The organism is Cytobacillus oceanisediminis 2691, assembly GCF_007678455.1.
Taxonomy (GTDB): Bacteria; Bacillota; Bacilli; order Bacillales; family Cytobacillaceae; genus Mesobacillus; species Mesobacillus oceanisediminis_A.
Map to the genome: position 1 here is coordinate 82,627 of NZ_VEEP01000010.1, position 24,953 is coordinate 107,579.

27 protein-coding genes are annotated in these 24,953 nt (G+C 44.8%); 6 read left to right on the top strand and 21 right to left on the bottom strand.

Annotated features, from left to right (window positions below; genetic code table 11):
* Positions 1-8: 8 nt before the first annotated feature.
* The 5 genes from FS736_RS18950 to FS736_RS18970 all read right to left on the bottom strand — a co-directional run bounded on the left by FS736_RS18950 (position 9) and on the right by FS736_RS18970 (position 1,491).
* Complete coding sequence (locus FS736_RS18950) at positions 9-365, bottom strand: hypothetical protein (RefSeq protein ID WP_144480227.1); 357 nt, start codon at positions 363-365, stop codon at positions 9-11.
* On the bottom strand, positions 347-649 hold the full coding sequence (locus FS736_RS18955) for a hypothetical protein (protein WP_144480229.1): 303 nt from the start codon (positions 647-649) through the stop codon (positions 347-349). The genes FS736_RS18950 and FS736_RS18955 overlap by 19 nt, the downstream gene beginning before the upstream one ends.
* Before the next feature lie 12 nt (positions 650-661).
* Entirely contained in the window at positions 662-841 is a 180-nt protein-coding gene (locus tag FS736_RS18960) for a hypothetical protein (RefSeq protein WP_144480231.1), read from the bottom strand.
* Between the two features lie 140 nt (positions 842-981).
* Positions 982-1,191 (bottom strand): hypothetical protein, encoded by a 210-nt coding sequence (locus FS736_RS18965; RefSeq protein ID WP_144480233.1) that lies wholly within the window; start codon positions 1,189-1,191, stop codon positions 982-984.
* Between the two features lie 126 nt (positions 1,192-1,317).
* On the bottom strand, positions 1,318-1,491 hold the full coding sequence (locus FS736_RS18970; RefSeq protein WP_144480235.1) for a DUF4083 family protein: 174 nt from the start codon (positions 1,489-1,491) through the stop codon (positions 1,318-1,320).
* A gap of 130 nt (positions 1,492-1,621) precedes the next feature.
* Between FS736_RS18970 and FS736_RS18975 the strand changes: the two genes are divergently transcribed.
* The gene (locus tag FS736_RS18975) at positions 1,622-2,698 is read left to right on the top strand and encodes a Gfo/Idh/MocA family protein (RefSeq protein ID WP_186326845.1); all 1,077 of its coding nucleotides are present in this window, start codon (positions 1,622-1,624) and stop codon (positions 2,696-2,698) included.
* Between the two features lie 237 nt (positions 2,699-2,935).
* Here the strand turns inward: FS736_RS18975 and FS736_RS24440 are convergent, their stop codons facing one another.
* Together FS736_RS24440 and FS736_RS18980 are read right to left on the bottom strand one after the other, a co-directional pair.
* Positions 2,936-3,112 carry an SE1832 family protein gene (locus tag FS736_RS24440; protein WP_186326846.1) on the bottom strand — a complete coding sequence of 59 codons (177 nt, stop codon included), beginning with the start codon at positions 3,110-3,112 and terminating at the stop codon, positions 2,936-2,938.
* Between the two features lie 101 nt (positions 3,113-3,213).
* On the bottom strand, positions 3,214-3,411 hold the full coding sequence (locus tag FS736_RS18980; protein ID WP_144480239.1) for a DUF378 domain-containing protein: 198 nt from the start codon (positions 3,409-3,411) through the stop codon (positions 3,214-3,216).
* Positions 3,412-3,583: 172 nt separating this feature from the next.
* Here FS736_RS18980 and FS736_RS18985 point away from each other — a divergent pair, with 172 nt between their 5' ends.
* Together FS736_RS18985 and FS736_RS18990 are read left to right on the top strand one after the other, a co-directional pair.
* On the top strand, positions 3,584-4,456 hold the full coding sequence (locus tag FS736_RS18985; protein WP_186326847.1) for a MerR family transcriptional regulator: 873 nt from the start codon (positions 3,584-3,586) through the stop codon (positions 4,454-4,456).
* 88 nt (positions 4,457-4,544) lie between these two features.
* Complete coding sequence (locus FS736_RS18990) at positions 4,545-6,668, top strand: MMPL family transporter (RefSeq protein ID WP_144480243.1); 2,124 nt, start codon at positions 4,545-4,547, stop codon at positions 6,666-6,668.
* A gap of 407 nt (positions 6,669-7,075) precedes the next feature.
* Here FS736_RS18990 and FS736_RS18995 read toward each other — a convergent pair whose 3' ends face one another.
* From FS736_RS18995 to FS736_RS19010, 4 genes are all read right to left on the bottom strand, one after another.
* On the bottom strand, positions 7,076-8,536 hold the full coding sequence (locus FS736_RS18995) for a protein adenylyltransferase SelO (RefSeq protein WP_144480245.1): 1,461 nt from the start codon (positions 8,534-8,536) through the stop codon (positions 7,076-7,078).
* A 324-nt stretch (positions 8,537-8,860) separates the two neighbouring features.
* Positions 8,861-9,466 (bottom strand): NAD(P)H:quinone oxidoreductase, encoded by a 606-nt coding sequence (wrbA, locus tag FS736_RS19000; protein WP_144480247.1) that lies wholly within the window; start codon positions 9,464-9,466, stop codon positions 8,861-8,863.
* Positions 9,467-9,522: 56 nt separating this feature from the next.
* Positions 9,523-10,506: a ring-cleaving dioxygenase gene (locus tag FS736_RS19005; protein ID WP_144480249.1), complete on the bottom strand. Its 984-nt coding sequence runs from the start codon at positions 10,504-10,506 to the stop codon at positions 9,523-9,525.
* A 180-nt stretch (positions 10,507-10,686) separates the two neighbouring features.
* Positions 10,687-10,968 (bottom strand): GNAT family N-acetyltransferase, encoded by a 282-nt coding sequence (locus tag FS736_RS19010; protein ID WP_144480251.1) that lies wholly within the window; start codon positions 10,966-10,968, stop codon positions 10,687-10,689.
* 115 nt (positions 10,969-11,083) lie between these two features.
* Between FS736_RS19010 and FS736_RS19015 the strand changes: the two genes are divergently transcribed.
* A complete protein-coding gene (locus FS736_RS19015; RefSeq protein ID WP_144480253.1) occupies positions 11,084-11,701 on the top strand; it encodes a hypothetical protein in 618 nt (205 codons plus the stop codon).
* 12 nt (positions 11,702-11,713) lie between these two features.
* Here the strand turns inward: FS736_RS19015 and FS736_RS19020 are convergent, their stop codons facing one another.
* The 6 genes from FS736_RS19020 to abc-f form a co-directional block, all read right to left on the bottom strand.
* Positions 11,714-12,244 carry a CBO0543 family protein gene (locus tag FS736_RS19020; RefSeq protein ID WP_144480255.1) on the bottom strand — a complete coding sequence of 177 codons (531 nt, stop codon included), beginning with the start codon at positions 12,242-12,244 and terminating at the stop codon, positions 11,714-11,716.
* A 280-nt stretch (positions 12,245-12,524) separates the two neighbouring features.
* Positions 12,525-13,496 carry a PstS family phosphate ABC transporter substrate-binding protein gene (locus FS736_RS19025; RefSeq protein ID WP_144480257.1) on the bottom strand — a complete coding sequence of 324 codons (972 nt, stop codon included), beginning with the start codon at positions 13,494-13,496 and terminating at the stop codon, positions 12,525-12,527.
* A 102-nt stretch (positions 13,497-13,598) separates the two neighbouring features.
* Positions 13,599-14,483, bottom strand: a complete 885-nt coding sequence (locus FS736_RS19030; RefSeq protein WP_144480259.1) for a GNAT family N-acetyltransferase — start codon at positions 14,481-14,483, stop codon at positions 13,599-13,601.
* A gap of 529 nt (positions 14,484-15,012) precedes the next feature.
* Positions 15,013-15,501, bottom strand: a complete 489-nt coding sequence (locus tag FS736_RS19035) for a TspO/MBR family protein (RefSeq protein ID WP_144480261.1) — start codon at positions 15,499-15,501, stop codon at positions 15,013-15,015.
* A gap of 811 nt (positions 15,502-16,312) precedes the next feature.
* On the bottom strand, positions 16,313-16,456 hold the full coding sequence (locus FS736_RS24445) for a hypothetical protein (protein WP_186326848.1): 144 nt from the start codon (positions 16,454-16,456) through the stop codon (positions 16,313-16,315).
* A 329-nt stretch (positions 16,457-16,785) separates the two neighbouring features.
* Complete coding sequence (gene abc-f, locus FS736_RS19040) at positions 16,786-18,675, bottom strand: ribosomal protection-like ABC-F family protein (RefSeq protein ID WP_144480263.1); 1,890 nt, start codon at positions 18,673-18,675, stop codon at positions 16,786-16,788.
* Positions 18,676-19,154: 479 nt separating this feature from the next.
* On the opposite strand from abc-f, the gene FS736_RS19045 reads away from it, so the two are divergent.
* Complete coding sequence (locus FS736_RS19045) at positions 19,155-20,075, top strand: DMT family transporter (protein ID WP_144480265.1); 921 nt, start codon at positions 19,155-19,157, stop codon at positions 20,073-20,075.
* Positions 20,076-20,092: 17 nt separating this feature from the next.
* Positions 20,093-20,653 (top strand): cysteine dioxygenase, encoded by a 561-nt coding sequence (locus tag FS736_RS19050; protein ID WP_144480267.1) that lies wholly within the window; start codon positions 20,093-20,095, stop codon positions 20,651-20,653.
* A 34-nt stretch (positions 20,654-20,687) separates the two neighbouring features.
* On the opposite strand, the gene FS736_RS19055 is transcribed toward FS736_RS19050, so the two are convergent.
* From FS736_RS19055 to FS736_RS19070, 4 genes are all read right to left on the bottom strand, one after another.
* On the bottom strand, positions 20,688-21,173 hold the full coding sequence (locus FS736_RS19055) for a YehS family protein (protein ID WP_144480269.1): 486 nt from the start codon (positions 21,171-21,173) through the stop codon (positions 20,688-20,690).
* 152 nt (positions 21,174-21,325) lie between these two features.
* Positions 21,326-21,790, bottom strand: coding sequence for a (2Fe-2S)-binding protein (locus tag FS736_RS19060; protein ID WP_144480271.1), 465 nt, complete (start codon positions 21,788-21,790; stop codon positions 21,326-21,328).
* Between the two features lie 5 nt (positions 21,791-21,795).
* On the bottom strand, positions 21,796-22,626 hold the full coding sequence (locus tag FS736_RS19065) for an FAD binding domain-containing protein (protein ID WP_144480273.1): 831 nt from the start codon (positions 22,624-22,626) through the stop codon (positions 21,796-21,798).
* The gene (locus tag FS736_RS19070) at positions 22,623-24,944 is read right to left on the bottom strand and encodes a xanthine dehydrogenase family protein molybdopterin-binding subunit (protein WP_144480275.1); all 2,322 of its coding nucleotides are present in this window, start codon (positions 24,942-24,944) and stop codon (positions 22,623-22,625) included. The genes FS736_RS19065 and FS736_RS19070 overlap by 4 nt, the downstream gene beginning before the upstream one ends.
* Between the last annotated feature and the right edge of the window lie 9 nt (positions 24,945-24,953).

Genomic DNA, 24,953 nt, shown 5'->3' on the forward strand with positions numbered 1-24,953 from the left:
CTCTCCATTCACTTTGCTGTTTTCACGGCCCATCTGATGGCCAAAAATAGATACAGGATTGCGGCAAATATAATGACGCTGATCATATAAAAAACTGGACTATCATATTCCCTGTTGATTCCGTGCATCCTGTCATACTCTTCAGCTGATATAAAATATGACCTGATGCTCATCACCGTAAACAATAACAGCAGCAAAGCAAGAATGGCCTTTTTATGTAAAATCAACCTCTTCAAACTCACCCGGAAAGCCTTTGAAAACGCCACATTACCATCCAAACGATATCGATCGTTAAAAGGAGTCAGGAAATAGACCATCAGCCCGCCCCAGACAACTGCAAAGACCACTATTGCTGTGAGTTGCATTCAGATCCCCCGCTCGGTTGCTTTCCTGCCAGGTGTTTTTTATACGCAACCGGACTTTGCAAATGCTCCGGAATGATTTCTGACACCTGCTTCTGCTCCGAAACCTCCTTTATATCCGGCGACATGATCACCAGCCTTTTACGAATATCATTCAGCAAGTAAACCGCTCTGAATAAACTGCCTGCAATCACCCCAAATGCAATTACACCGCCAAAAATCGGCCCGATCACTAGTAAAAAATATCCCAGAACCAGGCTTAGTAAGATCGCTAATAACAAATACATGCCCGCTCTCTCCTAATTCAATAAAATGAAATTCCCTCGAAACTCTCTCTCATTGACCGCAATCCTCGTCGTCAAATCTTTAGTGCGCAGCACATACTCTTTTACACCGATAAATTCGGAATCAGCAATCAAATAGAATTGTGTCCCTTTCTTCAATCCCCTGAAATTCTTTTTAAGCATATATCTCTTCATTCTCGTTGCTCCTGTAGTTTCTCTTCGTTTATTTCAACAAAAAGAAGCGTGAATCCTGCTGATTGACGCTTCTGCTGGTAATATTCAATTACTCTAAAAGAAAAAATGCTGCCAGGATTGGCAGCATACATTCTATTCAATTAACGTGAAGCTTTCGGCGGCTGGCACACTTCGCACTTGCGCTGATGATTATCCTTGAACTTCTTGAATGATTTTTCGAAATTGTTGCCGCATTCGCATTTAAACAGTAGTTTTTGCGAAAAGCCATGGTACTCCGTCGTCAAAAGCTTACTCGCCGAATTTTTCTCTACAAACTCTTTAATCTTATCGATCGTCCATCGCTTGTTCATCTTTATACCTCCATATTTGAATCGCCAGGCGGAGGCTTATCAGGCATCCGTGCAATTTTGGGTGAAATTCATATAATCCTAAGTTCCTCATTATACCATGTGCAGACATACAATTATATAAACTGTTTATTCCTTATTATCCTTTTCAAGCAGCTCTATAATCCGATCCAGTTTTTGTTCCATGCTCTTCTGCTTGTCAGGCCCTATGACCAGTGACCGAACTGCATAGAAAACCGCCGCGAACATTCCGATTAGAAAAATGAAAAATAATAGCTGAAATAACAGATCCCCCATATTCATTTTACCCACCCTTTTTTACCCAATTTTATCATAATTTTGTGATACTCAGTTTTTTAATAGACCTAATCCATTTACATTCCACCCCTGCTGGATTTACTATTAAACTAAATTCTGGACAGGGGTGGTAATTTTGGGAAAGTTTAGAGTGGGAATAATCGGAACGGGTTTTGGCGCAAAAGTCCATGCACCAATGATGGACTACCACGTAGGGTTCGAGGTTGTAGCTGTATCGAGTGTATCGAGGGGCAATATTGAGGAAGCAAGGAACGCAAGCGGGATTGAAAATATCTATACTGACTGGCGGCAAATGCTTGAAGAGGAAGCTCTCGATTTAGTAGTGGTCGCATCTGCAGTTAATTTACATAAGGAAATGGTTAAAGCTGCCTTTGAGAAGGGCGTCCATGTAGTATGTGAAAAACCAATGGCTCTGAATGTTGCCGAAACAGAAGAAATGATTACGGAGAGAGACAAGGCGGGAAAACTTGGGCTGATCAACCATGAATTCCGCTTCCTTCCGGCCCGTACAAGGGTAAAGGAAATCCTTGAGAGTGGGAAACTCGGGGAAGTTTTACATGTCCGTTACTTGTGCTCATTTGCGAGCTATACTGGCCTGGTATCAAAACCCCGCGGCTGGCTGGGACAGGAAGAAAAAGGCGGCGGCATGCTTGGCGCGATTGGCTCCCATATGACAGACTCCCTTCAATGGTGGCTTGATAGCAAATTTAAAGAGGTGTTTGCGCAGCTCCCAATCCATGTTCCCAATCAGACGGATGATAACGGGAATACAGAACACCGTACAGCGGATGATGCTTTCCAGATCATCGGCTCACTGGAAAACGGCGCGACTGTAACACTGGAACTCATTTCTGCTGCGCGCAAAACCGAGAACACATGGCGTCTTGAAATATTCGGTACGGAAGGTACACTTGTAATGCTGGATGACAATAAGGTCCTGCTTTCCGCCGGAGATTCACCACTCGAAGAAGTTGACCTGGTGCCGGATATAGAAGCTCCTTCTGGTATGCCAGAGGTTGCAGCCCGATATTATAACGGCTTCCAGAGGGCTTTGGATGCGCTACATGAAACGCTGGTTTCCGGAGAAAAGCACCCCTATCTCGCAGATTTTGAGCAGGCACATTCGACACAAAAAGTATTGGACGCAGTCAGGGCCTCTGCTCGCGAAGGCAGGAAAGCAGAAGTGAAATAAACGATCCCAGTTTGGAATTACAGCCACAAGTATGTGAGGAAAAGTCTAAAGATGGCTCACATCCAAATTATTAATCAAACGTTTGATTAATAATGCCTAACGCTGTGGCCGATGGGAAAAATGGGTTTAATCAACCCTGTGGTTTTGCAAAATAACCAGGCATGAGTCCCATATCCAATTGGACTCATGCCTTTTTTATCCCGAGAAAGAAACCTAATCAAATATTAGGCTGTCGTTCTACATCTCACGAAGCATAGTATTCAATGTGCTTAATTCCTCTTCAATCGCGGCAAGACGCTTTTCCAGCGGATGGAGATTGCCTTTTACGGATTCCAATTTCTCGAGATTATGCTGGAGCTGCAGGTACTCATCCTTTAGTTCTACGATTTTGTATTCAATTTCTCTTTTATCCATTTCCATTCCCCCTGCTTTGACGTTTTCTTCCTATAGGATAGCATTCTCCAAGCTTTTGGGCACACAAAAAGGCGTACAGCATTGTACGCCCTTCCATCTGATTATTTATTCACTTTTGATAAAAGCGTGATGCTGTAGATAGCTGCGAGACCTACAAGAATGTAGACTACCTTTGCGATTGGGCTGTCCATGCCGCCGAAGATTCCTCCGACTAGGTCCCATTCAAATAATCCAACTAAAAGCCAATTTAGACCGCCGACAATAAGCAATACTAATGATAACAGATTTAAAGTTTTCAAGATAACACCGCCTAATGTATAATTTTTGTATAACCTTTCGAAATTAATTATACAAAACCTATACAAATAATGCAAACATTTTAGATAATATTTTCAGAAAGTTGATTTAACAACATTTTGTCTGTGTAATTTTTGTATAACTTATCTATAATGAGGAGTGGAGGTGAATAGTTTGTATAGCATTAAACAGGTTTCTGAACGATTGGATATTCCTGCGGTCACAATCAGGGCTTGGGAAAACCGCTACAATGTCGTTACGCCTAAAAGGACGGAGGGCGGCCACCGGTTATATAGCGAGAAAGATGTTGAAACACTCAAATGGATCAAGAAACAGGTGCATGAAAAAGACATGAAAATCAGTGATGCGGTCCGGCTTTTGCAGGAATCTGCGCCAGCACCTGCTACACCTCCATCTGAAAATAGTAAATTCAGCGAGTTGAAAGATGAGCTCTACAATGCCCTGGTCAATCTAGATTCCCAGAAAGCGAATCAGCTTACGGATCTCGCTTTTTCTTTATATGACTTTGAAGAGGTCTTCCATTTTATCCTGGTTCAGGTTTTGTATAAGGTCGGGGATGAGTGGGAGAAGGACGTTATCAGTGTCGCCCAGGAGCATTTTGCTTCGCAGTTCATCCTTAACCGCTGCAGCCAATTTTTGCGGGTCCTCCCTGTTCACCCGGCACTCCCAAAGGTACTGGCCTTTTGTCCAGAGGGGGAACACCACCAAATCGGGCTGATGGTCTTCAGTTTATTCTTGAAAAAGAAAGGCCATGACGTCATCTATTTAGGCCCTAACACCCCTCTTGAGGGATTGGCGGATTTGATAAAAATGAAGGACATCAGCATTGTGGCCATCTCGATGACCAACCCTTCTCCGATTGGCAAGCTGGAGGATTGGATTCGTTCTAGTCTGAAAATGGATCCATCCCTGAAATTCATCGTTGGAGGAAGCTGCGTCAAAGACTGTCCGAAGCTTGAATCCAAATCGGTCACCTACTCGCTCGGTTCCGACTGGGATGAATGGTATGCCTCATATATGCGATGATGTTTAACAAAAATGCCTTAGACAAGCTGACACTATAGAAAAGCGAAATGATAAGCTTGAACTGTAGTATTATGAGGGAGGATTATTTGTGAAAAAACTTTTACATCCAATTACCGATTGGGTCTCAACAAAGCGCGGCATGTGGATCACACTTATCGCCTGGCTTGTCCTGATGGTCGGCTTAAGTGCTGGTCCGATGCTTAGCGAGTACAAAACGACCAACTTTCAATCGCTTCCTGATGAAGCAAAATCGATGATTGCCGAGAAAAAGACGGAAAAACTTTTCCCGAACGAACAGGGAACGCCGGGAATCCTGGTTTTTCATAATAAAAATGGTGACATCAATCTGGATGAAGTCAAAGAAATATTGAACGGAATCATCGCTGAAGATATTGACGGAATTGACAATATTGTCAATATCAGTGCGCTCCCGCCCCAGGCATTGGGCGGCTTTATCTCTGAGGATGGGTCGACGATGATCGTCCCGATGGAGCTGGAAAAGGGACTCGGAAACAGCGAGTATTCCGAGATCAACGACAAGACACTCGAAACCGGCAATAAGATTGCTAAAAATCTTGAAAGCACAGAGTTTTATATTACAGGACCAGCCGGGATTGCCGGAGATACCGTCAAGCTGTTTGAACAAGCTGACTTTGTCCTGCTGATCGCAACAGTCCTTATCATTTTGATTTTGCTGATTGTCATTTACCGCTCACCCCTGCTCGCGATCATCCCGCTGCTTGCGACGGTCATCGTCTATCAGGTCGTGAACCAAACTGTAGCGCTCATGGGTGCAGGTGGCCTGGAGGTCAGCAGCCAGACTTCTTCGATCATGAGTATCCTGCTTTTTGCAGCGGTCATTGACTATTCCTTGTTTGTTTTCTCCCGCTATCGCGAGGAGCTGAACAAATATGAAAGCAAATATGAAGCAATGAAATATGCGATGCGTGCAACTGGCGAGCCTGTGTTCTTTGCAGGTGGCACTGTTCTCGCTGCCATGCTTATCCTGTTCTTTGCCGATTTCCGTGATTACCTGAATTTCGCACCCGTTTTCGGGACGGCCATGTTCTTCATCATAATTGCATCGGTCACGCTGCTGCCGGCGCTGTTCACGTTATTCGGACGCAAAGCATTCTGGCCGAAGGTTCCAAAATACGGTCAGGAAACCGAAGTAAAGCATGGGATCTGGGGGCCGGTCGCCAGATTCGTTGTCAACAAGCCTGTCATCTCGGGCGGACTCGTCGCTGTTTTCCTGGTTATCACCGCATTCAATGTCCTCAACCTCGACTTTGAATTCGATACGGTAAAAAAATTCCCTGAAGACCTGCCGTCACGAGTCGGGTATGAAATCGTCGAGGCCCGGTACGATAAAGGGGAACTGGCACCAACAACCATGCTTGTTGAAAGTGATGACGCTTTTACAGAGGAAGATACAAATGCCATCATCGAACAATGGCAAAAATATGATGAAATTGCGTCCGTCCGGGTTTCTGCACAATCCGAAGATCAGAAGGCCCTGAAGCTCAGCGTTGCTTTATCGATGAATCCATATTCCATAGAAGCTATTGATTTCATCGGGAAACTGCGCGAAGAAACGCCTGGGTTATTGAAGGATCTTTCGATTGACGGCGAAGCTTATTATAGCGGAGTCACAGCAAAGCTTCTGGACGAACGCGAAATCAATAACAGAGATATCGTAAAAATCGTACTCCTTGAAACCATTTTGATTTTGGCTCTATTATTCGCTCTCACTCGATCACTGAAGATGTCCATCTACATGATGGGGACTATTCTGCTGTCCTATTTATCAGCACTGGGGCTGGGAATCTTCCTCGTCGACGTCCTATTCGGCTTCGACGCATTAAGCTCCCGCGTCCCTGTCTACGCCTTCATCTTCCTGGTGGCACTGGGAATCGACTATAATATCATCCTTGCCTCCCGATTCATGGAAGAGCGAAAAACACACAGAGTGAAGGATGCCCTCGAAACCGCGATCCGCAATACCGGCGGCGTGATCTCATCAGCCGGTGTCATCCTGGCCGCAACCTTTGCAGCCCTAACGACCATGCCAATCGCCGACTTGTTCGTATTCGGCTTCATCGTCGCCGTCGGCATCCTGCTCGACACCTTCCTGGTACGCGGCATGCTGCTGCCTGCTCTGATCCTATTCTTTGAAAAAGATCAGAAAACGGCTGTAGTGCAGGAAAAATAAGAAAAGGCAGTCCCGTTTTGATATGGGACTGCCTTTTTTCATGACCAGAGGTGTGTTCGTTTTTCGATACCGATGACGGACATTTTTTCTCGATTCACTCATGTTTCTGTCCATCATCACCTTGATGACGGACACTTTTTCTCGATTTCATCTTGTTTCTGTCCATCATCGCCTTGATGACGGACACTTTTTCTCGATTCCCTCGTGTTTCTGTCCGTCATAGCCTTGATGACGGACATTTTCCCACGATTCCCTAGTGTTTCTGTCCGTCATATCCTTGATGACGGACATTTTCCCACGATTTCCTCGTGTTTCTGTCCGTCACAGCCTTGATGACGGACACTTTTTCAGAATTTCCTCGTATTTCTGTCCGTCATAGCCTTAAAGCAAAAGCACATCAACCCAATTCATGTTCCGCAAAACGTCCGATATGGCTTAGCTGTTGGCGGTGCGGGCTGGCAGAATTCGGCCTGCTCAGGTGAATGTTCGTATGGATTTGCCAGAATTTCAAGCAATTTCAGCATGACGCTCATGTCACCTTTTACCGCGGCATTCAGTGCTTCCTCTACCCTGTGGTTGCGCGGAATGACTGCTGGATTGTTATTGCGCATCAGTTCATGGACATCTTCCTTTGATTCTTCCTGGCGCCCGAGCCTTTCCTGCCATTTTTCATGCCACTTTGTAAATTCGGTAGCCTTAAAAAACTCGGACCCTTCAAGCTTCCCGAAGGTCAGGGCTTTGAACGTATTCGTAAAGTCGGCTTCTGACTTATTCATGAGATTAAGGAGTTCGGAAATTAGTTCTTTGTCTTCTTTTTCCTCATTAAAAAGACCTAGCTTCCGCCTCATACCTGACAGGAACTCCGTTTCAAAAGCACCCGGATATTCAGAGAGGGCTTCCTCGGCCAGTTTTACCGCTTCATCTTCATCCTCATGTAACAATGGCAATAAAGCTTCGGCAAATCGAGAAAGATTCCAGCCGCCAATATACGGCTGATTTCCATAGGCATAGCGTCCCTCCCGATCAATCGAGCTGAATACAGTTGCCGGGTCGAAGGTATCCATAAAAGCACAAGGACCGTAATCAATCGTCTCACCGCTAATTGTCATATTATCCGTGTTCATGACACCGTGGATAAAGCCGACATGCTGCCACTTCGCGATCAGGGCTGCCTGTTTCTTGATCACTTTTTTCAAGAATAAGAGGTATCGGTTACCCTCCCCTTCGAGTTCAGGATAATGGCGTTTGATTGCATAATCAGCCAGCTCCCGGAGGTCTTCCTTCTTCCCCCAGTTGGCAGCAAATTGGAATGTTCCTACTCTCAGATGGCTCGCTGCCACGCGTGTCAAAACTGCTCCGGTCTGCATCGTTTCCCGGATGATTTCCTCTCCCGTCACAGCCACAGCGAGGCTTCTTGTTGTTGGGATCCCTAAGCCCGTCATCGCTTCACTAATGATAAACTCGCGCAGCATCGGCCCAAGTCCTGCACGGCCATCGCCGCCTCGTGAATACGGAGTCCGGCCTGAACCCTTCAGCTGGATGTCAAACCTGTCGCCGTCAGGGGTGATTTGCTCACCAAGCAGGACAGCCCGGCCATCCCCCAGCATCGTAAAATGTCCAAACTGGTGTCCCGCATATGCCTGGGAAAGGGGAGTTCCTCCTTGTGGAATCTCGTTCCCGCCAAAGATTGCAGCCCCTTCGTCACCTTGAAGTGCCTCGCTGTTCAAACCCAGTTCTTCCGCAAGTGACTCATTAAAAATCACTACCTCAGGTGCTTTCACTGGAGTCGGTGTTTGCAGACTATAAAATATGTTCGGCAGCCGCGAATAGCTATTATCCATTTTCCAGCCAGCATGGTTGTCAGTCATTGGATTACCTCCCTTTGTTCGTACTGTTTAGCTTTAATATACCCTCGCCTGAAAAAGGAAAGCGCTGTTTCGGCAGAAAGGAATATATAACCAGTAGAATCCATATATACATTTTACCATCATCTAGGGAGTGATAATGATATAGCAGCTTATCAAACTGCAGGGAAAGTCAGCTTCGCCTTTCCGTTGCCGCAGCGGTTATTGCCAGCCTGCATGGGGAGCCTGGGTGTTTATTAGGCCTGATTTAGAAGATATTCCCGAAGATTAAAATGGACCTCAATGAAAAAAGCCTAATTCCCCAAGGAATTAGACTTTTGCCATTGCTTATTGATTCCCGTTCTTCACCCAGCCGGCAACGGTCACGGTGCGTTTTGCCTGATGTTTTACCGCTGCTTCTACATCCTCGACCATATTGCCGTCCTGGTCGACTGTTACGCTAGTGCCGTATGGGTTGCCGCCAGCTCCGAATGTGACTGGATCGGTATAGCCAGGAGCTGCGACGATGGCGCCCCAGTGGTACATCGTTGTGTAAAGTGACAGAATGGTTGCCTCTTGTCCGCCATGCGGATTCTGTGCAGAGGACATCGCACTGACGACTTTGTTCACCAGCTTGCCCTTTGCCCACAGACCGCCTGTCGTATCAAGGAATTGTTTCATTTGCGATGGCATGTTCCCGAATCGTGTAGGGACACTGAAGATGATGGCATCTGCCCATTCCAGATCATCCGGAGTCACTTCAGGGATATCCTTTGTTGCCTCAACTGTCGCCTTCCATGCTTTATTGCCTTCGATAGCTGATTCAGGAGCCAATTCTTTCACCTTAAAAACTTTGACTTCCGCTCCTGCTTCCTTCGCGCCTTCTGCAGCCCATTTGGATAGCTGCACATTCGTTCCACCCATGCTGTAAAAAATAACTGCCAATTTAACCATTTTATCTGCCTCCTTTAGTAGTATGATTCCACACTTGTCCAAACTGCAAACTCGGCTTACAGGTATTCTTTTTCGATTTTACGCGTGCTTCGTACAGTATCAATCGGACGCACGAAATCCTCGATCTGCTCCCGCTTTGATTCAAGGAACGGCGGAAGGGATAGCTTTTCACCAAGGGTTTCATATGGCTCATCACCCATGAAGCCCGGTCCGTCAGTTGCCCATTCGAACAGGATTCCCGGTGCCACACGGGCGTACAATGATTCAAAGAAGAACCGATCAACATAACCGGATGTACCGAATCCTGCAGCTTTCATATGATCGATCCACTCATAAAGAACCGATGTGTCAGCAACACGGAATGCCGCATGGTGCACAGTTCCGAATCCCTGGCGGCCAGCAGGCAGCACTTTATTGTCTTCAACAATGACCTGCGCGCCGTTCCCGCCTTCACCCATTTCAAACAGATGCAGGGAACCCTCTTTTCCCACTTCACGCATATGCATCACTTTTTCAAGTACCTCTTTAAAATAATCGAAACGTGAAATGCGGACATGAAGCGGTCCAAGACCAGTAATCGCGTACTCCAGCGGTACAGGTCCATTTTGCCATGGCGTACCCGAAGCTACACCTTCATTATGCTCATCGGATACCAGCATATACTGCTGATCGTCAAAATCGATGAATGAAATCGTCTTCTTGCCGAACAACTCCTTGATGCCAGTGTGTTTGACTTCATATTTATCAAAGCGTTTGACCCAGTATTCCAGCGCGGCATCTGTCGGCACACGGAAACCGGTTTTGTAAATCTCATCAGTTCCGTGAGATCCTTTAGGAATCCCAGGGAAATCAAAGAATGTCATATCCGTGCCAGCAGACCCTTTATCATCCGCAAAAAATAAATGATACGTACGGATATCATCCTGATTGACCGTTTTTTTCACAAGACGCATTCCGAGTACATAGGTGAAAAACTCGTAGTTTTTTTCAGCACTGCTCGTAATCGCTGTTACATGATGTATTCCTCTTAATTCGTTCATGGTCTCTCTCCTTTATCTTGAAATCGAGATATATTTTCAAAAAAATATCTATCCTTACTATAACCTGTTTTCATCTCGAAAAAACAAATTATCTTGAATTCGAGATAATTTTATCACGCAACAGCACAAAGTGCAAGAAAGAAGTCTCCAACAAAAAAGCCTTTGGGGTATCCCAAAGACTCAACCCTTTAATACCCCGCTGTATTCAGGCTTCCTCTCAAGCTCTTTTTTTGCATAAGAACAAACAGGATCAATCTTCAAGCCCTCATTCTTCGCTTTTTCAGCAACATGGCGGACCAGCTCCTCCGCTATGCCTTTACCTCGGTAATCTGGATCCACACCAGTGTGATTGACCACGAGAAAATCATCGCCATCCCTCGTAAACGTCACTTCCCCAACCTCGAGTCCATCTGCATCCTTCGCAACAAAACGGCCATCTTCTTCAGAAAATTCAAATGCCATCCTTACACCTCCGCAGTTTCATTCAAGATACCTAATTATACCCTTATAACCCTCAATCATGCATATATCAAGCCCCAAATCGGTAATCTAAGAAAAAACAGAACGGATGATACAAGTGGAAAAAGTGAGGATAAGTGAGTTTGACAAGATCGTCGAGCTGGGGAAACAAGGTCAAAAGGCCTTGAACCAATATTGGCTCGATTACACCCTTTATGCTTCAGTTGAATATTGGCTGATGGTTCTATTCCTTATCGGCCCGCTTATCTTATTGTTTTTTAAAATCGACCGGACAAAGATCTTCAGAATCGCTTTCTATGGTTACAGTGTCCATGTTTTCTTCGGATATGAAGATCTTTTTGGAAGGAATATGGGCTTCTGGAATTATCCCTTTCCAGTTCTCCCGGTTTTACCAGGAATCTCGCTCGACTCAAGTCTGATCCCTGTAACTTTTATGCTCGTGTATCAATGGTCTATTAACCACAAAAAGAACTATTATCTTTATGCAATCCTGACTGCAGTCATCCTCTCATTTGCATTCAAACCAATGTTGGTCGGTTTGGGGCTGTTTAAAATGTATGGAAACCTCCACTATGTCCACTTATTTTTGAGTTATTTATCTGTGCTCATTTTAGCGAAATTATTGACAAATTTTTTTGTATGGATGAAGTCACGGCCAAAAAGAGGTCACGACCTGAGCACCTCAAAAACCGAAAGAAGGCCCGATTCTACATAAGGATTCGGGCCTTCACCGAAAGACACTTCCCGGCACATCAAACTGATTCCATAAAAACAATATAAACACCGCAGAGGCTATCCAGGCAAACAATGGATTGTGAAAATGAAGCTTTAAAATAAGGAACATGACCGAATTGAATAACGCAGACCACCACAAGTTCCAGCCATTGAAGTATTTTATCAGCTGAAAATTAATGTCTACCAGCTCATTCACAAAATAGACAACCACCCATGCAAGATAATAAAGGATTTTTTTTATGATCCCATGCCTCGGAAAATGCGCCAAATAAGCCAGGCATGTGGCCGGATACTTGATCGCCATGATGGAAAAAGAAATATGGGTATTCGTGATTCCAGCACCTTCATCCCCGGGTGAAGGATTATACTTCCACATTGGATAATGATCGGATAATAAGTACATGTAGAGAAAGTCGCCCAGAATAAAAAAGAGAACGGTTGGATAGTACTTTCTCCAGTTCTTCCAGTCTCCCCATTTCATTAATATGCCTGCCCAAACCAGCCCATAAATTGTATTTACCATAAATTCTCCTCTTTTTTACAAATAAAGGAAATCGAACTTAGTATAACCAAGAAGCCCTATTGACAATCATCGAATAACGTAAAAGTAGACAAGATACAAAATAGCTGTGAGCTTGAGGAAAGAGGTTCCCTACTTTCTGCCATCGAACGGCTGCCCAATAACACCAAAAAGCGCCATAAACCCATGGCGGCATTGGAAGGCAAATAACAGTGGATCTCACTGTAATTTTTTTCCCATTAAAAAAGAAGAACAGGGACGTCCCCATTCTTCTTTCACTTCCTTATTTCAGTTCTTCAAGTTCAGTTAATGTTCCCTGGATGTCTTCATCTGTCAATGGTGCGAAACCAGTTTCCGATGCGACTTCCTGTGCATTTTTCATAGTGTAGATTGCGTAGTCAAGTACTTGGGCCTTCTCTTTAGCCATGTTTACATTCAAGTATGTGAACACTGGGCGTGTGAATGGTCCGTATTCGCCATCTTCCTTGATCGTTGAAAGAGATGGTTCAACAGGTCCGTTGCCGAAATCGACGTTCACTGCTGCCAATTTATCTTTGTTGTTCGCATAATATCCGTAGCCGAAGAATCCAATGCCGTTCTTATCCTTGGAAACAAGATCAACCAGTGTTGAATAATCCTGTTGCAGGTTGATGCCTTCAACCAGGTCTTTTTCTTCTAAAATATTTTCAAACATGAATTCGTATGTGCCATGGTTTTCATTCGGGCCATATGTGTTGATGGCTTCATCCGGGAAATCAGGGCGTACATCAGACCATTTCTTCTTGCCGCCTTCAGCAAGGAAGATGTCGATGACTTCTTCTTTCGTCAATTCCTTCGCCCATTCATTGTCCTTATTGATGACAATCGTCAAACCATCCAAAGCGACCTTCATTTCTTTTACATCGATGCCAAGCTCTTCAGCTTTTGCCTTTTCTTCGTCTTTGATCTGGCGAGATGCATCGTTATAGTCTGTTCCATTTTCAACAAGGAATTTCTTGAAACCAGCCGAAGTCCCTGAGCGGCTTACTTCCACAGAAACATCTTCCTGCTTGCCCATGTAGTTTTCAGCCATTTTAGCCATGAATGGATAAACCGTACCAGAACCATCAATCACTACGCTGCCTTCAAGTTGAGTTTCATTTCCATTAGATCCATTCTTTGCTTCAGCGTTGCTTTCACCATCCGAACAAGCTGTTCCGAAAGCCATTACTCCAGCAAGCATTGTAAACATCGCTAACTTTTTAAAACCCTTCATTCCATAATTCCCCCTAATATGATGTCCGTTGCTACAAATACAAGATTACTAGAGAGTTATTAATGGGGTTTTAAGGAGTTGTAAATATATTGAAAAGGATTGTTAAGAATTGTGAACCTCTTTGATCATCCATACCTGTTCTTCCCATTGTTTGAATCCAATAGCGGTTAATAACTCTAATAACTTAGCATCCTCTTCAGGCGTATTGACCGTCGTCCTTTGGAATGACCGGTCCAGCGGCGAGAAAGAGTGCTTCAACAGCGTTTTCATAACATCAACACGGTCTTCACGGTTTTCTGCCACTTCCAGCTGCAGCAGCCCGATGTTTGCAACTTCTCCCTCTTTATAAAACTTTTTAAAAAGAGAGTAACCGGCAATCTCGTTCTGGTCATCACGAAGGATCATCGCACTGCCACCTTGAACATTGTCCTTGTGATTTTGCCAGGAGGTTTTATGACGGTAAAAATTCACCTGACTTAATTCTTGCGGTGCCACGTGCTCGACTTGATAGGTGGTTGCAGTATCAAAAGTACCTTCTGGAAATGGCTCATTGTACTGGAGGAATTTCAGCTTTTTCACCAGCTTAAAACCAAGAGATTGATATAGTTGAATGGCACCTTCATTTCTTGAGATCGCCTCGAGAGTCGCGTACTTCACCTGATTCTCACGGTAAATATCCAATGCCTCCTTCATCAACTGCTTTCCGATACCTTTTCCCCGCAGCTCCTTCGCGATCCCGGTCCCTCCATTCCAGGCAATCACTTCACCATTAATCTTCTTGATGCCGCTCAGCACAATCCCGGCAGGCCTGCCTTCATAGTAAGCAATCACCGAGTGCTCCGGAGAAATACCATCTAGCCCAAAACGGTTCGCGAATGTCTCGATCGTTTTCGACTGGTCGTAAAAATAACCCTCAAACCCTCGATTGTAGGCTTCTACCCCGTCTTTTAACGGACAATCACTCAGTCTTTTAATCTCAACTTTCATGAAGAATCTCCTCTTTTCTTTTTAAAATAAACCGACTGTTTAGTTTATTTTATGCTCTGTTTTCATAAAATTGCAAAAATATTTTTTCGACAGTATCCAAACTTTTATGCTTTACAAAAAGGGATGTCTACATCCAGGGAGGAACATGGCTCTATTCAGCCGAAGGAAAACTCTTGTGGAAGCATATCGATGAATCACCAGAAGATCACGCAAAATCGATGAAGTTTTGGAGCAAATAAAAAAACGCTGATCAGCCTGCTGCGATCAGCGTTTCTTCTCGTCTTTTTTATCAGATGCTTCTTCAAATAGTTGAGAAAGATAACCTTTAAGCTCAAAACCTTCTTCATTCATAAACTCAGTGATTTGTTTCATTGTAATCTACCTCCGTTTTAATTTGTTGTTAGAAATAGTATTCCCACTCTAGCAAACTTTTAATCAGCCAAAGATTGGCAGTCTATTATTTTAGACGGATAATAGTTAGAAAAGTTGCATAAAATTTAGAAAAAAGAGGGCTGAATCAAATGCCCTCTCACTTATTTAACTTCCACATGCTGTAATTGAGCTGAAGAGCGTACGACACCCAGGCAATATAAGGCAGCATCAACCTGCCTGCTATTTTATCCTTTTGATAGTATTGATAAGTTGTCAACGTAATCATACCGAGCAGCAATCCGATCTCCGCAAAAGCCGTCCCGCGCAGATTCCACTTAAAAAACAAGAAAGACCAGAGAAAGTTCAATCCGAGCTGGATATCATAAAGGGTTTCCGCCGCAGCCGTCGGTTCCTTTTTCATCGAAACCCGGTAATTAGCAAGTCCCATCGTAGCATACAGACCGGTCCACATAACCGGAAACACCCACGAAGGAGGCGCATAATTAGGCTGCCTCAGCTTCCTGTATTTCTCTTTCGCATTCCGCGTCGCAAGCATCCCTGTTACCATGCCGCCAACCACCGGAATCAATATCTCCTTCACCAATTTTCCCTTGTCGACTCTTCCATTCACCGATAACACACTCATCTTTGTTTCTCACCTTCCTTTTTCTTACTTTTACCTAATGCTAGAGAAAAAAACATTTGAATGTGCAAAAATAAATGGTGGTCTGATGACTATTTTGACAGTTTTTCTCCTTGAGACCTTGTCCCTGTCTTAATTACAGGCTTTTCTTGACAGCTTTTCTCCTTGTGACCTTATACCTGTCAAGATTCCGGGCTTTTCTTGACAGCTTTTCCCCTTGAGACCTTGTACCTGTCTTAATTACAGGCTTATCTTGACAGCTTATCTCCTTGTGACCTTAAACCTGTCAGGATTCCGGGCTTTTCTTGACAACTTTTCTCCTTGAGACCTTGTCCCTGTCTTAATTACAGGCTTATCTTGACAGCTTTTCTCCTTGAGACCTTGTACCTGTCTTAATTACAGGCTTATCTTGACAGCTTTTCTCCTTGTGACCTTAAACCTGTCAGGATTCCGGGCTTTCCTTGACAGCTTTTCTCCTTGAGGCCTTAAACCTGTCTTAATTACGGGATTTTCTTGACAGCTTTTCTCCTTGAGGCCTTATACATGTCAAGATTCCGGGCTTTTCTTGACAGCTTTTCCCCTTGAGGCCTTAAACCTGTCTTAATTACGGGCTTTTCTTGACAGCTTTTCTCCTTGAGGCCTTTAACCTGTCAAAATTGCAGGCCATTCTTGACAGCTTTTCTCCTTAAAATCTCAAACCTGTCATAATACCGCTTTTACCTTGACAGCTTTTCCTCCGATTATCCTCAAACTTGTCCAAAGGCAATACTATAAAAAAACGCCAGCCAAATGGCTGACGCTATCTCCAATCTTCCTATTTCACAAACACATAAGGGTTGCCGCTGAGGGATTTTCTAATCTCTGGAGTAAGAGTGACGCTGGCTTCCTGCGGCTTTGCAGAACTAGTAACCTGTTTTTTTTCTCCGATCCCATCGTAGAACATTGGCTCTGTAGGCATTTCTTGTCCCCCTATAATCGTTTTGTTGACATGAGTACGATTAACCATGTGCCTCATGTTTGATGCCGTTTACTGCTTTTTGACAAGCTCCCGATACTAAGCCCCCAGTTTGCCGTCACCGTACAGCGGCTTGCTTTTCATAGTCTTTGATAACATTGCTGGGACAGCCGCCTGAAGCACAACCCCAATAGAACTTTGTGCCTATATACATTTTATAACATATATACCCGACTAATGTATAGAAAATTCTAACTATTAAGACTGCATTATTGTTCCTTCCCTCTATATCACCTAAAAAAAAGAAGCATGAACACCATGCTTCCTCTCGATTACTCCCCGGCACTAAGCCACATTTCCATCGCCAGTTCGAGTTCGTTATTAAGCTGCTGCTTCCTGCTGTACAACTGATCCAACTCGACATAATCCTGTTGAACGCCCATCACCAGATCAAGCTCCGAAATTTCTTTTTCCAGGCTTTCGATTTTCTTTAAGAGCTTTGCATCCGGCCCCGCTTTCGCAGGATGCGGCTCTTTCTTCTTTAAAACAGGAACCTGCTCGGCTACGGCCTGCTCCCTTTTATAATCATCGTAATTCCCCTCATAGCTCTTCAAGCCAAAGTCCTCGACCGCAATCACGCGCTCTCCGATTTTATTGATAAAATAGCGATCGTGTGAAATGAAGAAAATCGTGCCTTTGAAATCCTCAAGAGCGGCCTCAAGGGTTTCAATCGAATCAATATCCAGATGGTTCGTCGGCTCATCGAGAATCAGCAAATTGATATCCTGGAACATCAGCATCGCCAGCTTCAGTCTGATCCGCTCGCCCCCTGAAAGGAATTTCACCTTTTTGAAGACAGTTTTTTTATAAAACATGAACTTCGCCAGGTACTCGCGCGCTTTTCCCTCGACAATCGAGATATCCTCCCGGAAGCATTCAAGCACGGTCAGCTCTTCGTTCGCAAACACAATCTTCTGCGGCAGATAGGCAGCCATCACATTCGCGCCCAATTCAACCATACCTGCATCAGGCCGTTCCTCGCCGAGAAGCATCTTAAGAATGGTCGTCTTGCCACTTCCATTTGGGCCAACAAGACCCACTCGTTCTCCATAATGAATCATCAAATCGGCGCCATCAAAAATCACCTTATCTTCATAGCGCTTAGAAACACCAAAAGCCTTGATCGTTTCATTCCCGGATCTCATCGTTTCGTTAAAATGAAGCCTCATGTTCCGTCGTTCAAAAATCGGCTTATCGATGCGATCCAGCTTATCGAGCTTCTTCTGGATGCTCGCCGCTCGCCTGAAGAACTTGTTATTGTCCGCCCTCAGCGCCCAATCGCGGAGGCTCGTCACCTGATCCTCCATATTATTGATCTTTTTCTGCTGCTCGCGGAACTGATCGTATTGCACCCGCATATTCTCTTCCTTTTGGCTGATAAAACTTGAATAGTTCCCCCTGTAACTGATCGTTTCCATATCCTCAATTTCAACAATTTTGTTGACCACATTATCAAGGAAATAGCGATCATGCGAGACAATCAGCACAATGCCTTTATAATTTTTCAAAAAGCCTTCAAGCCATTCAATGGAATCCATATCGAGGTGATTCGTCGGCTCATCCAGCAGCAGGATATCCGGCTGATGGACCAGAATCTTCCCGAGACCTACCGTCGTCTTCTCCCCGCCGCTCAGCAAATCGAAATCCCTCTGTAAAAAGTCCTCTGTGAACTTAAGCCCGGTGCAAACCTTGCTTAGCTTCTCCTCTTGTTCGTAACCGCCCCTTGCTTCAAATACATTCACCAGATCACTATACTTATTTAACGCTTTTTCAAGAGCCCCATCCTGTAAAAGCTGCATCTGCCCTTCCAGCTCACGCATCTGTTTTTCAACCCCATGGACCTCTTCAAAAGCCAGATTCAAAACATCAATCACTTTTAGACCGGCTGGGTATGACGGCATTTGTTCCAAATAAGCGAATGACGCACCCCGCGGCCTGTGGATCAAACCTTCATCATAACCTGGACTCGAGGTCTGCGGGTAGCCAGGATAATAATGCATCGGCTCAATTCCGCAAATCACCTTGAGGATCGTGCTTTTCCCGCTTCCGTTCGCCCCGACAATCCCCACCTTATCCCCTTCAAAAGCTTCCAATGTAAAACTGTTCACGACCAGCGTCGCTTCCATATATTTTTTTATTCCATGCACTTTCAGTTCTAACATACAAATTCCTTCTTTCATCCATAATGAAGCTACGCTTTTTATGGACAGCACAAAGAAGAACTTATCTACTATTCAATTTTTGACTCACACAGCTTTCCCGCTGCCAAAATAAAAAAGACTGCAGAAATCCCTACAGTCTTGAATCAACATCTTCAGCAGGCCAAAATAAGCCATGCGAAAATACACCTATCCCGATTCAGTAAAGTAAGTTTCCTTCTAATTGCCGTCATTCCATAAAGAGCATAACGAAATAAACCTATGCAAATAGGCTTTTCACACTCAATACAAAATTCTTATTAATAAAATTAATAATCAGCAATTAGATGTTGGTTCCATAAACTTACTTTCCCTCCTAAACCATTTGCTTTATTATCTCAGCTTTGCATAATTTTGTAAATGCAGTATTTTTCACACTTCTTCTTTCTTCCGGACAGGCATAGGATGGTAGAAAACTTGTCCTTCAGAAAGGATTCCGTGTTATGTTACCGTTTCGAACCAGGCTTACTGCTTCTTTTTATGCTTTACTATCAGTCAGTTTTTGGGGAGTTTCCTTTGTTTCTGCGAAAGCCGTTCTCGGAAAGCTTGACCCCTATTCCCTATTGGTGCTTCGCTTTGGCATCGGTGCTTTGTTTCTGCTGATAATTTTGCTGATCAATCGTTCCCGGCTCCGTATTTCGGTTGGTTACATCCCTCATCTGGTTGTCCTCGGGATTCTGGGTGTGTTCATTCATCAGGTCCTGCAGGCAACGTCATTGTTGACGATCAATGCCTCATCTGCCGGATGGCTGATTTCGTTCTCACCGATTTTCACCGTCCTTCTTTCAGTGTTATTTTTGCATGAAAAGATGGATGTGAAAAAAGCAATTGGAATGCTGGTGGCAATCTCAGGCGTTTTTATCGTCACGACCACCCGAAGCGGCCATTCCTTCGAGTTCGCGCTGAACATCGGCTTCATCCTGATGATCCTTAGCACGCTGAACTGGGCAGTTTATTCGATCCTTTTAAAAAAGCTGCAAATCCCATATCCCGCTCTCGTTGTTACCTTCTACATGAGCTTGATCGGCTTCATTCTCACTCTGCCTTTTATGATCCGGAACAGAGGCTGGGAGTCGGTCCCTTTGCTGACAGAGACCGAATGGGCACATTTGCTGTTCCTCGGGATATTCGTCTCTGGAATTGGGTATTGGTATTGGGGAAAGGCGCTTGAGGTCCTGGATGCTTCGAGGGTATCTATTTTCATTTACCTTGAACCGCTGGTCACCCTGATTGCGGCCATTATTCTTTTACATGAAAAATTTATCCTCATAAGTGCGGCCGGCGGAATCATAATTATGATAGGAGTGGCCATCGTCAATGGCGGCCTTGCACGTTTAGTGGCGAGTGTCATTTTAAAGAAATGAAGAAGGTGGGAGCGCGCATGAATTTGAATCCTAAGGCAAGGAATGTGTTAGATTCTTTAAAGAATCCTTCCAGGCAAGAGATGAAGGAAGCGCTGGTTAAAATCAATATGACGATTGAAGAGTTGGAGACTTTCCTCGAATCGCCATCCGGAAAGCCTTATTACCGCAAGCTTCTGTACAAAAGCGAGGATGTCGAGCTGCTTGTGATGAACTGGTCGGATTTAGAATGTGCTCCCCATGACCACGGCGATTCCCATGGTTGGATCCACGTCCTGAACGGGACTTCCATCAACTACGTCTACGAAGTCAAGAACAGCAAGCTTCCGAAGGAGTTGTTCAAGGAGTACCATCATCGAGATCAGCTTTTTTTCGCGCCTAAAAATGGTGTCCATAAAATGCAGGGTGATGGTACAGAGGGACTCGTTACCCTCCATCTCTATTCCCCGCCAATCACCGGAATGAAAGTCTACGACCTCGAAAAATGCGCAGCCTGTGTTGTTTCAGATGATTGCGGAGCATGGTGGCCAGATGAACAGCACCAAAAACTGAAAGAAATCAAGCTAAAAAAAGAAGCATAGGGACGCTGAACTGCACCACGTCCCCATGCTTTCCTTATTCCCTATTCTTCAAGGTCAGGCCTTTCAGGAAATTACGGGCGAACTTATCACCGCATTCACGGTAATTCTTATGCCCTTCCTTCCGCAAAATCGCTCCAAGCTCGCCTTTGGAAACCCGGACACCGGCAAGATCGAAAAGCTCAAGGATGTCCTCGCTCGTCAGCGACAGGGCAATTTTCACCTTCTTTAACAGCTGGTTATTCACACTTTCCCCAGTCAAAGGCGGAGCACCCGTTTCCCCAGGCCGTTTCCCTCTTTTAAACGTAACCAGGCCATTCAAGAACTGCTCCATCATCGCATTGTTGACCCTTATGTAATCCTCGGGCAGTTCATCGTACTCATCTTCATCCACTTTCTTCAGCATCAGCTGCACATCTTCTTTCCTCATGGCCACGCCGCCAAGCCTGAACATCTCCGCCATATCGGTATCCTTGATATCCAGGGCGTAACGTAAACGGATCAATATATCATTGTTTAGCATTGGAAGTCCTCCTATAGCTTGCCTCATCACTAGTATTGTTCAATTGTAGCATATTTACTTCATGTGCTGGAAAGTAGGATAAAAACGGTTTTGCAGCCAAAGAAGCATAGGAACGGACTTTTCCCCTCTCAAAAAGAAGCACAGGTACTTATTTATTCATGTCTTAAAACGGAAAAAACAGCTTCCCTGATTTCTTTATAACCTGTGCAGCGGCATATGTTTGATTCGAGCCAGTCTTTTATTTCAGCTTCGTCTGCCCCTGGTTTTTTATTGACGAGTCCATGGCAGTTCATCAGAAATCCGGATGTACAGTAGCCGCATTGAAAGCCAAATTTTTCAATAAAAGCTCTCTGAATCGGTGTGTCTTCAAGACCTTCAATGGTGGTGATTTCTTTCCCCTCTGCTTCGACGGCGAGCATCAGACAGGATTTCATTGGAACGCCATCTGCCAGTATCGTGCAGGCTCCGCAATCGCCATTCAAGCATCCAGGCTTTGCACCTGTTAGCCCAAGTCTTACTCTGATGACATACAACAGCGTATCAGCTGGTCTAATAGTCAGGTTATTTTCATCGTTGTTAACTATGAGCGAAACACTAGTAACTGCATCATTGGACATATTAATCACCCTCCAACTGCCTGAATCGCATCAATAATCGTATTTTTCAACACAAATAAGCGGTACTCTGCTGAACCCTCCACATCATTCAGGACAGGTCCAGGGACGAATGGCATTGCTTTCTCTGCTCTCTCCTCAACTGAGAGGGCCAAGTCATTCAGCACAAGCTCCATTTCTTTTGAACGGAACGGGAATGGACAGACTCCGCTGAATGCCATCCTGATTTCATCTTCTATTTTAATGGCGGCTACTGTCACAAGCGGATAGCCAATGTTCCATTGTTTCCGTCTTTTAATGCTTACATATGGTTTGGTTAAATACTTCTTTTCAATCAGGATCGAAAAAATAAATTCTTCTTCGTTTAATTGGATTTCACCATTAAAAATATTATTGATCGGCTTATAGACGATTCCTTCCGCTCCGGCAATTACACAAATGCACTCTGAAACTAGCAGGGGCAAAATCGCTTCCCGGTAAAAAATCTGACCGCATATATTTCCCGCAAGAGTGATTTTATTGCGTGCGGTCCTGTCTGCAATCCCGCTGACTGTTTTGCCGAGCAGCGGAAATTGATTGGACTCTTCAATGGAGGTCAAGGTCGCTCCTCCTCCAATGACTAAATAATTCTCGTGGAGGAATAGAGCAGAATAGTCAGGAATTCCTTTTAAGTCAATCGCCGCATCAGTATAGACAAGATTTAATCTTCCTAAAGTAATCAACTCGGTTCCGCCTGAAAAGTACATTGGCTTTTTCTTATCCCTTCTCAAATCCTGAAAAATCCTGACAGCCTCCTGAAACGTTTGTGGTTTAACATATTCAAAATTAAATGGGATCATTGCTTTACACCTTCACGCATGCGCCATAATTGTTCCGGAATTAGCGGAAGATGCTGCAGCTGAACACCAAGTCCCACAGATAAACAATTCGCCAGCGCCGCAGGCATTCCCAGCAATCCATGCTCACCGGCTCCTCTTGCCCCGTATGGTGCCGCAAGATGAGGGGTTTCGATGAAGTCGATGATATAATCAGGTTCCTCACCATAACGAAGTGGCCGATAGGTCCGAAGTTGCGGATTCAGTACTCTGCCATACTCATCAAATACAAATGTTTCCCTTCCCGCGAATGCAATACCCATGCTCATCGCCCCCATTACCTGGCCTAAAGCAGCTTTTTCATTCATTACTTTACCTATGTCAATCACAGAATAGGCTTTCAGGATCCGGTAAGTATAGTCACGGGTATCCAGCTCCACTTCGATTCCCTGGGCTGCTACTGTCCATTCGGGTCCCGGGTTTCCTTTCCCCGTTTCCCGATCCAAATAGGTGATCCGGGTTAATGTATAGGTACCAGTGGCGATGATCTGTCCTCCAAGTGTGTTTCCGGCCGGATACTTATATCCATAAGCTAAATCCTTTATTTCCAGGCTGATAGTCGGATTATCGATAAAATACACCTTCTCATTGGCGACCTCCAGATCCACAGCAGGAACTCTTAAAACACAGGCCGCACGCTCCTTGAGCTGCCGGATTGCATCCTCCGCCGCCTCGAGAACTGCCCTCCCTGCCATGAAGACCCCCCGGCTACCGACCGTCTTCCAATGTTCAGGTGTGGTTTGAGTATCAACGAGCATTTTCACATGGATCCTGTTTATATCCATCTTCATCCGTTCAGCCAGTATCTGCGCAAGCACAGTTTTCGTCCCCGTTCCAATTTCCACCACACCGGACATCAGGTTAATGCTTCCGTCAGAGTTAAAAGTAAGGAGCACACCGGAGGATGCATCGGTATCAAAGGTCGATGTTTTCCAGATGCAGCATGCTCCCTTCACTCTGATTCTTCGGCTATCTATTTGAATCCGCTGCCCCTCTTGCCAATTCATCAATTCCCGCAATCGATGGATGCATTCAGGCAGGTTGCCGACCGTGCTTGAAGTAAGCTGAACCTGTGTTGGCGTGGTATCTCCAGGAAGGATCGAATTTATATAGCGCAGCTCAAGCGGATCCATCGATAATTTTTCAGCCAGTACATCCATTGTCCGTTCAAAGGCAAACAGTACTTCAGAATGGCTATAGCCCCGATAGGCCCCGGCATAAGGGTGGTTAGTATAAATACAGTAAGAGTTGCACCATATATTTTCGATCTCATATGGACCCGTACAATCCACCGCTCCTGCTCGGCTTATGTCCACTGCTTTGTCGGAATAGGCACCGCCATCGAACAAGAATTGGATTTGCGCAGCCTTCAGCTTCCCATCACTTGTCGCACCTAATTTTACAGTTGCGTCAAGCCCGATATGTACGGGTGAAGTAATCATATCCTCTTCTCTTGTGTTGACAAGTTTGACAGGGCGACCGCTGACTGCTTTTGAAGCTAAGTAAGCAAGCACCTCTAATTGGACCGAGGCTTTCCCGCCATAGGCACCGCCGACGAATGGCGTATTGACGATGACTTTACCAGGCTCAATTCCAAAATACCAATCCATTAGTTTTTTTATGGCATAAGGAGCCTGGGTTGAAGCCATAAAAACGACTGTTCCGTCCGGACGGATTTCGGCTATTGTACTCCGGGTTTCCATCGCCGCGTGGTCGGAAGGGCGGAAGGATATCGTAAACTCGGCAACCACATCGCTTTCTCGAAAACCCTTTTCTATGTTTCCTTTTCGTATTTTGTTCAAATTTGCAATATTAGTATTGGGAATAGGGGATACACCCGGCTGCTTTTCATAGCTTGCGATATTTTCATGGACAAGGGGGGCATCCTTTTTGATCGCTTCTGTAGGGGAATTGACAACTGGAAGAGGCTCATAGGAAACTTTGATTGCATCCACAGCCATTTTTGCAATAACAGGCGTCTCGGCGACCACCATTGCAACAGGCTCGCCGTGATATCTCACCTTCTCGTAGGCGATTGGAGGTCTGTCCTTAATTTCCTCCCCTACTAGAGGATATGGTTCACCACCCAATATCGCTTTTACTCCGGGGATTTTCCAGGCTTCCGTAAAATCGAGCGAAATTATCCTGGCATGGGCATAGGGACTAATAAGCATTTTTGCGTGCAATGTTCGCGGAGATCCAAAGTCACCGGTATATTTTGCCGCTCCCGTAACTTTTTCAAATGCATCCTTGCGAATGACACTCTTCCCAATATACTCCACCTAAACTCC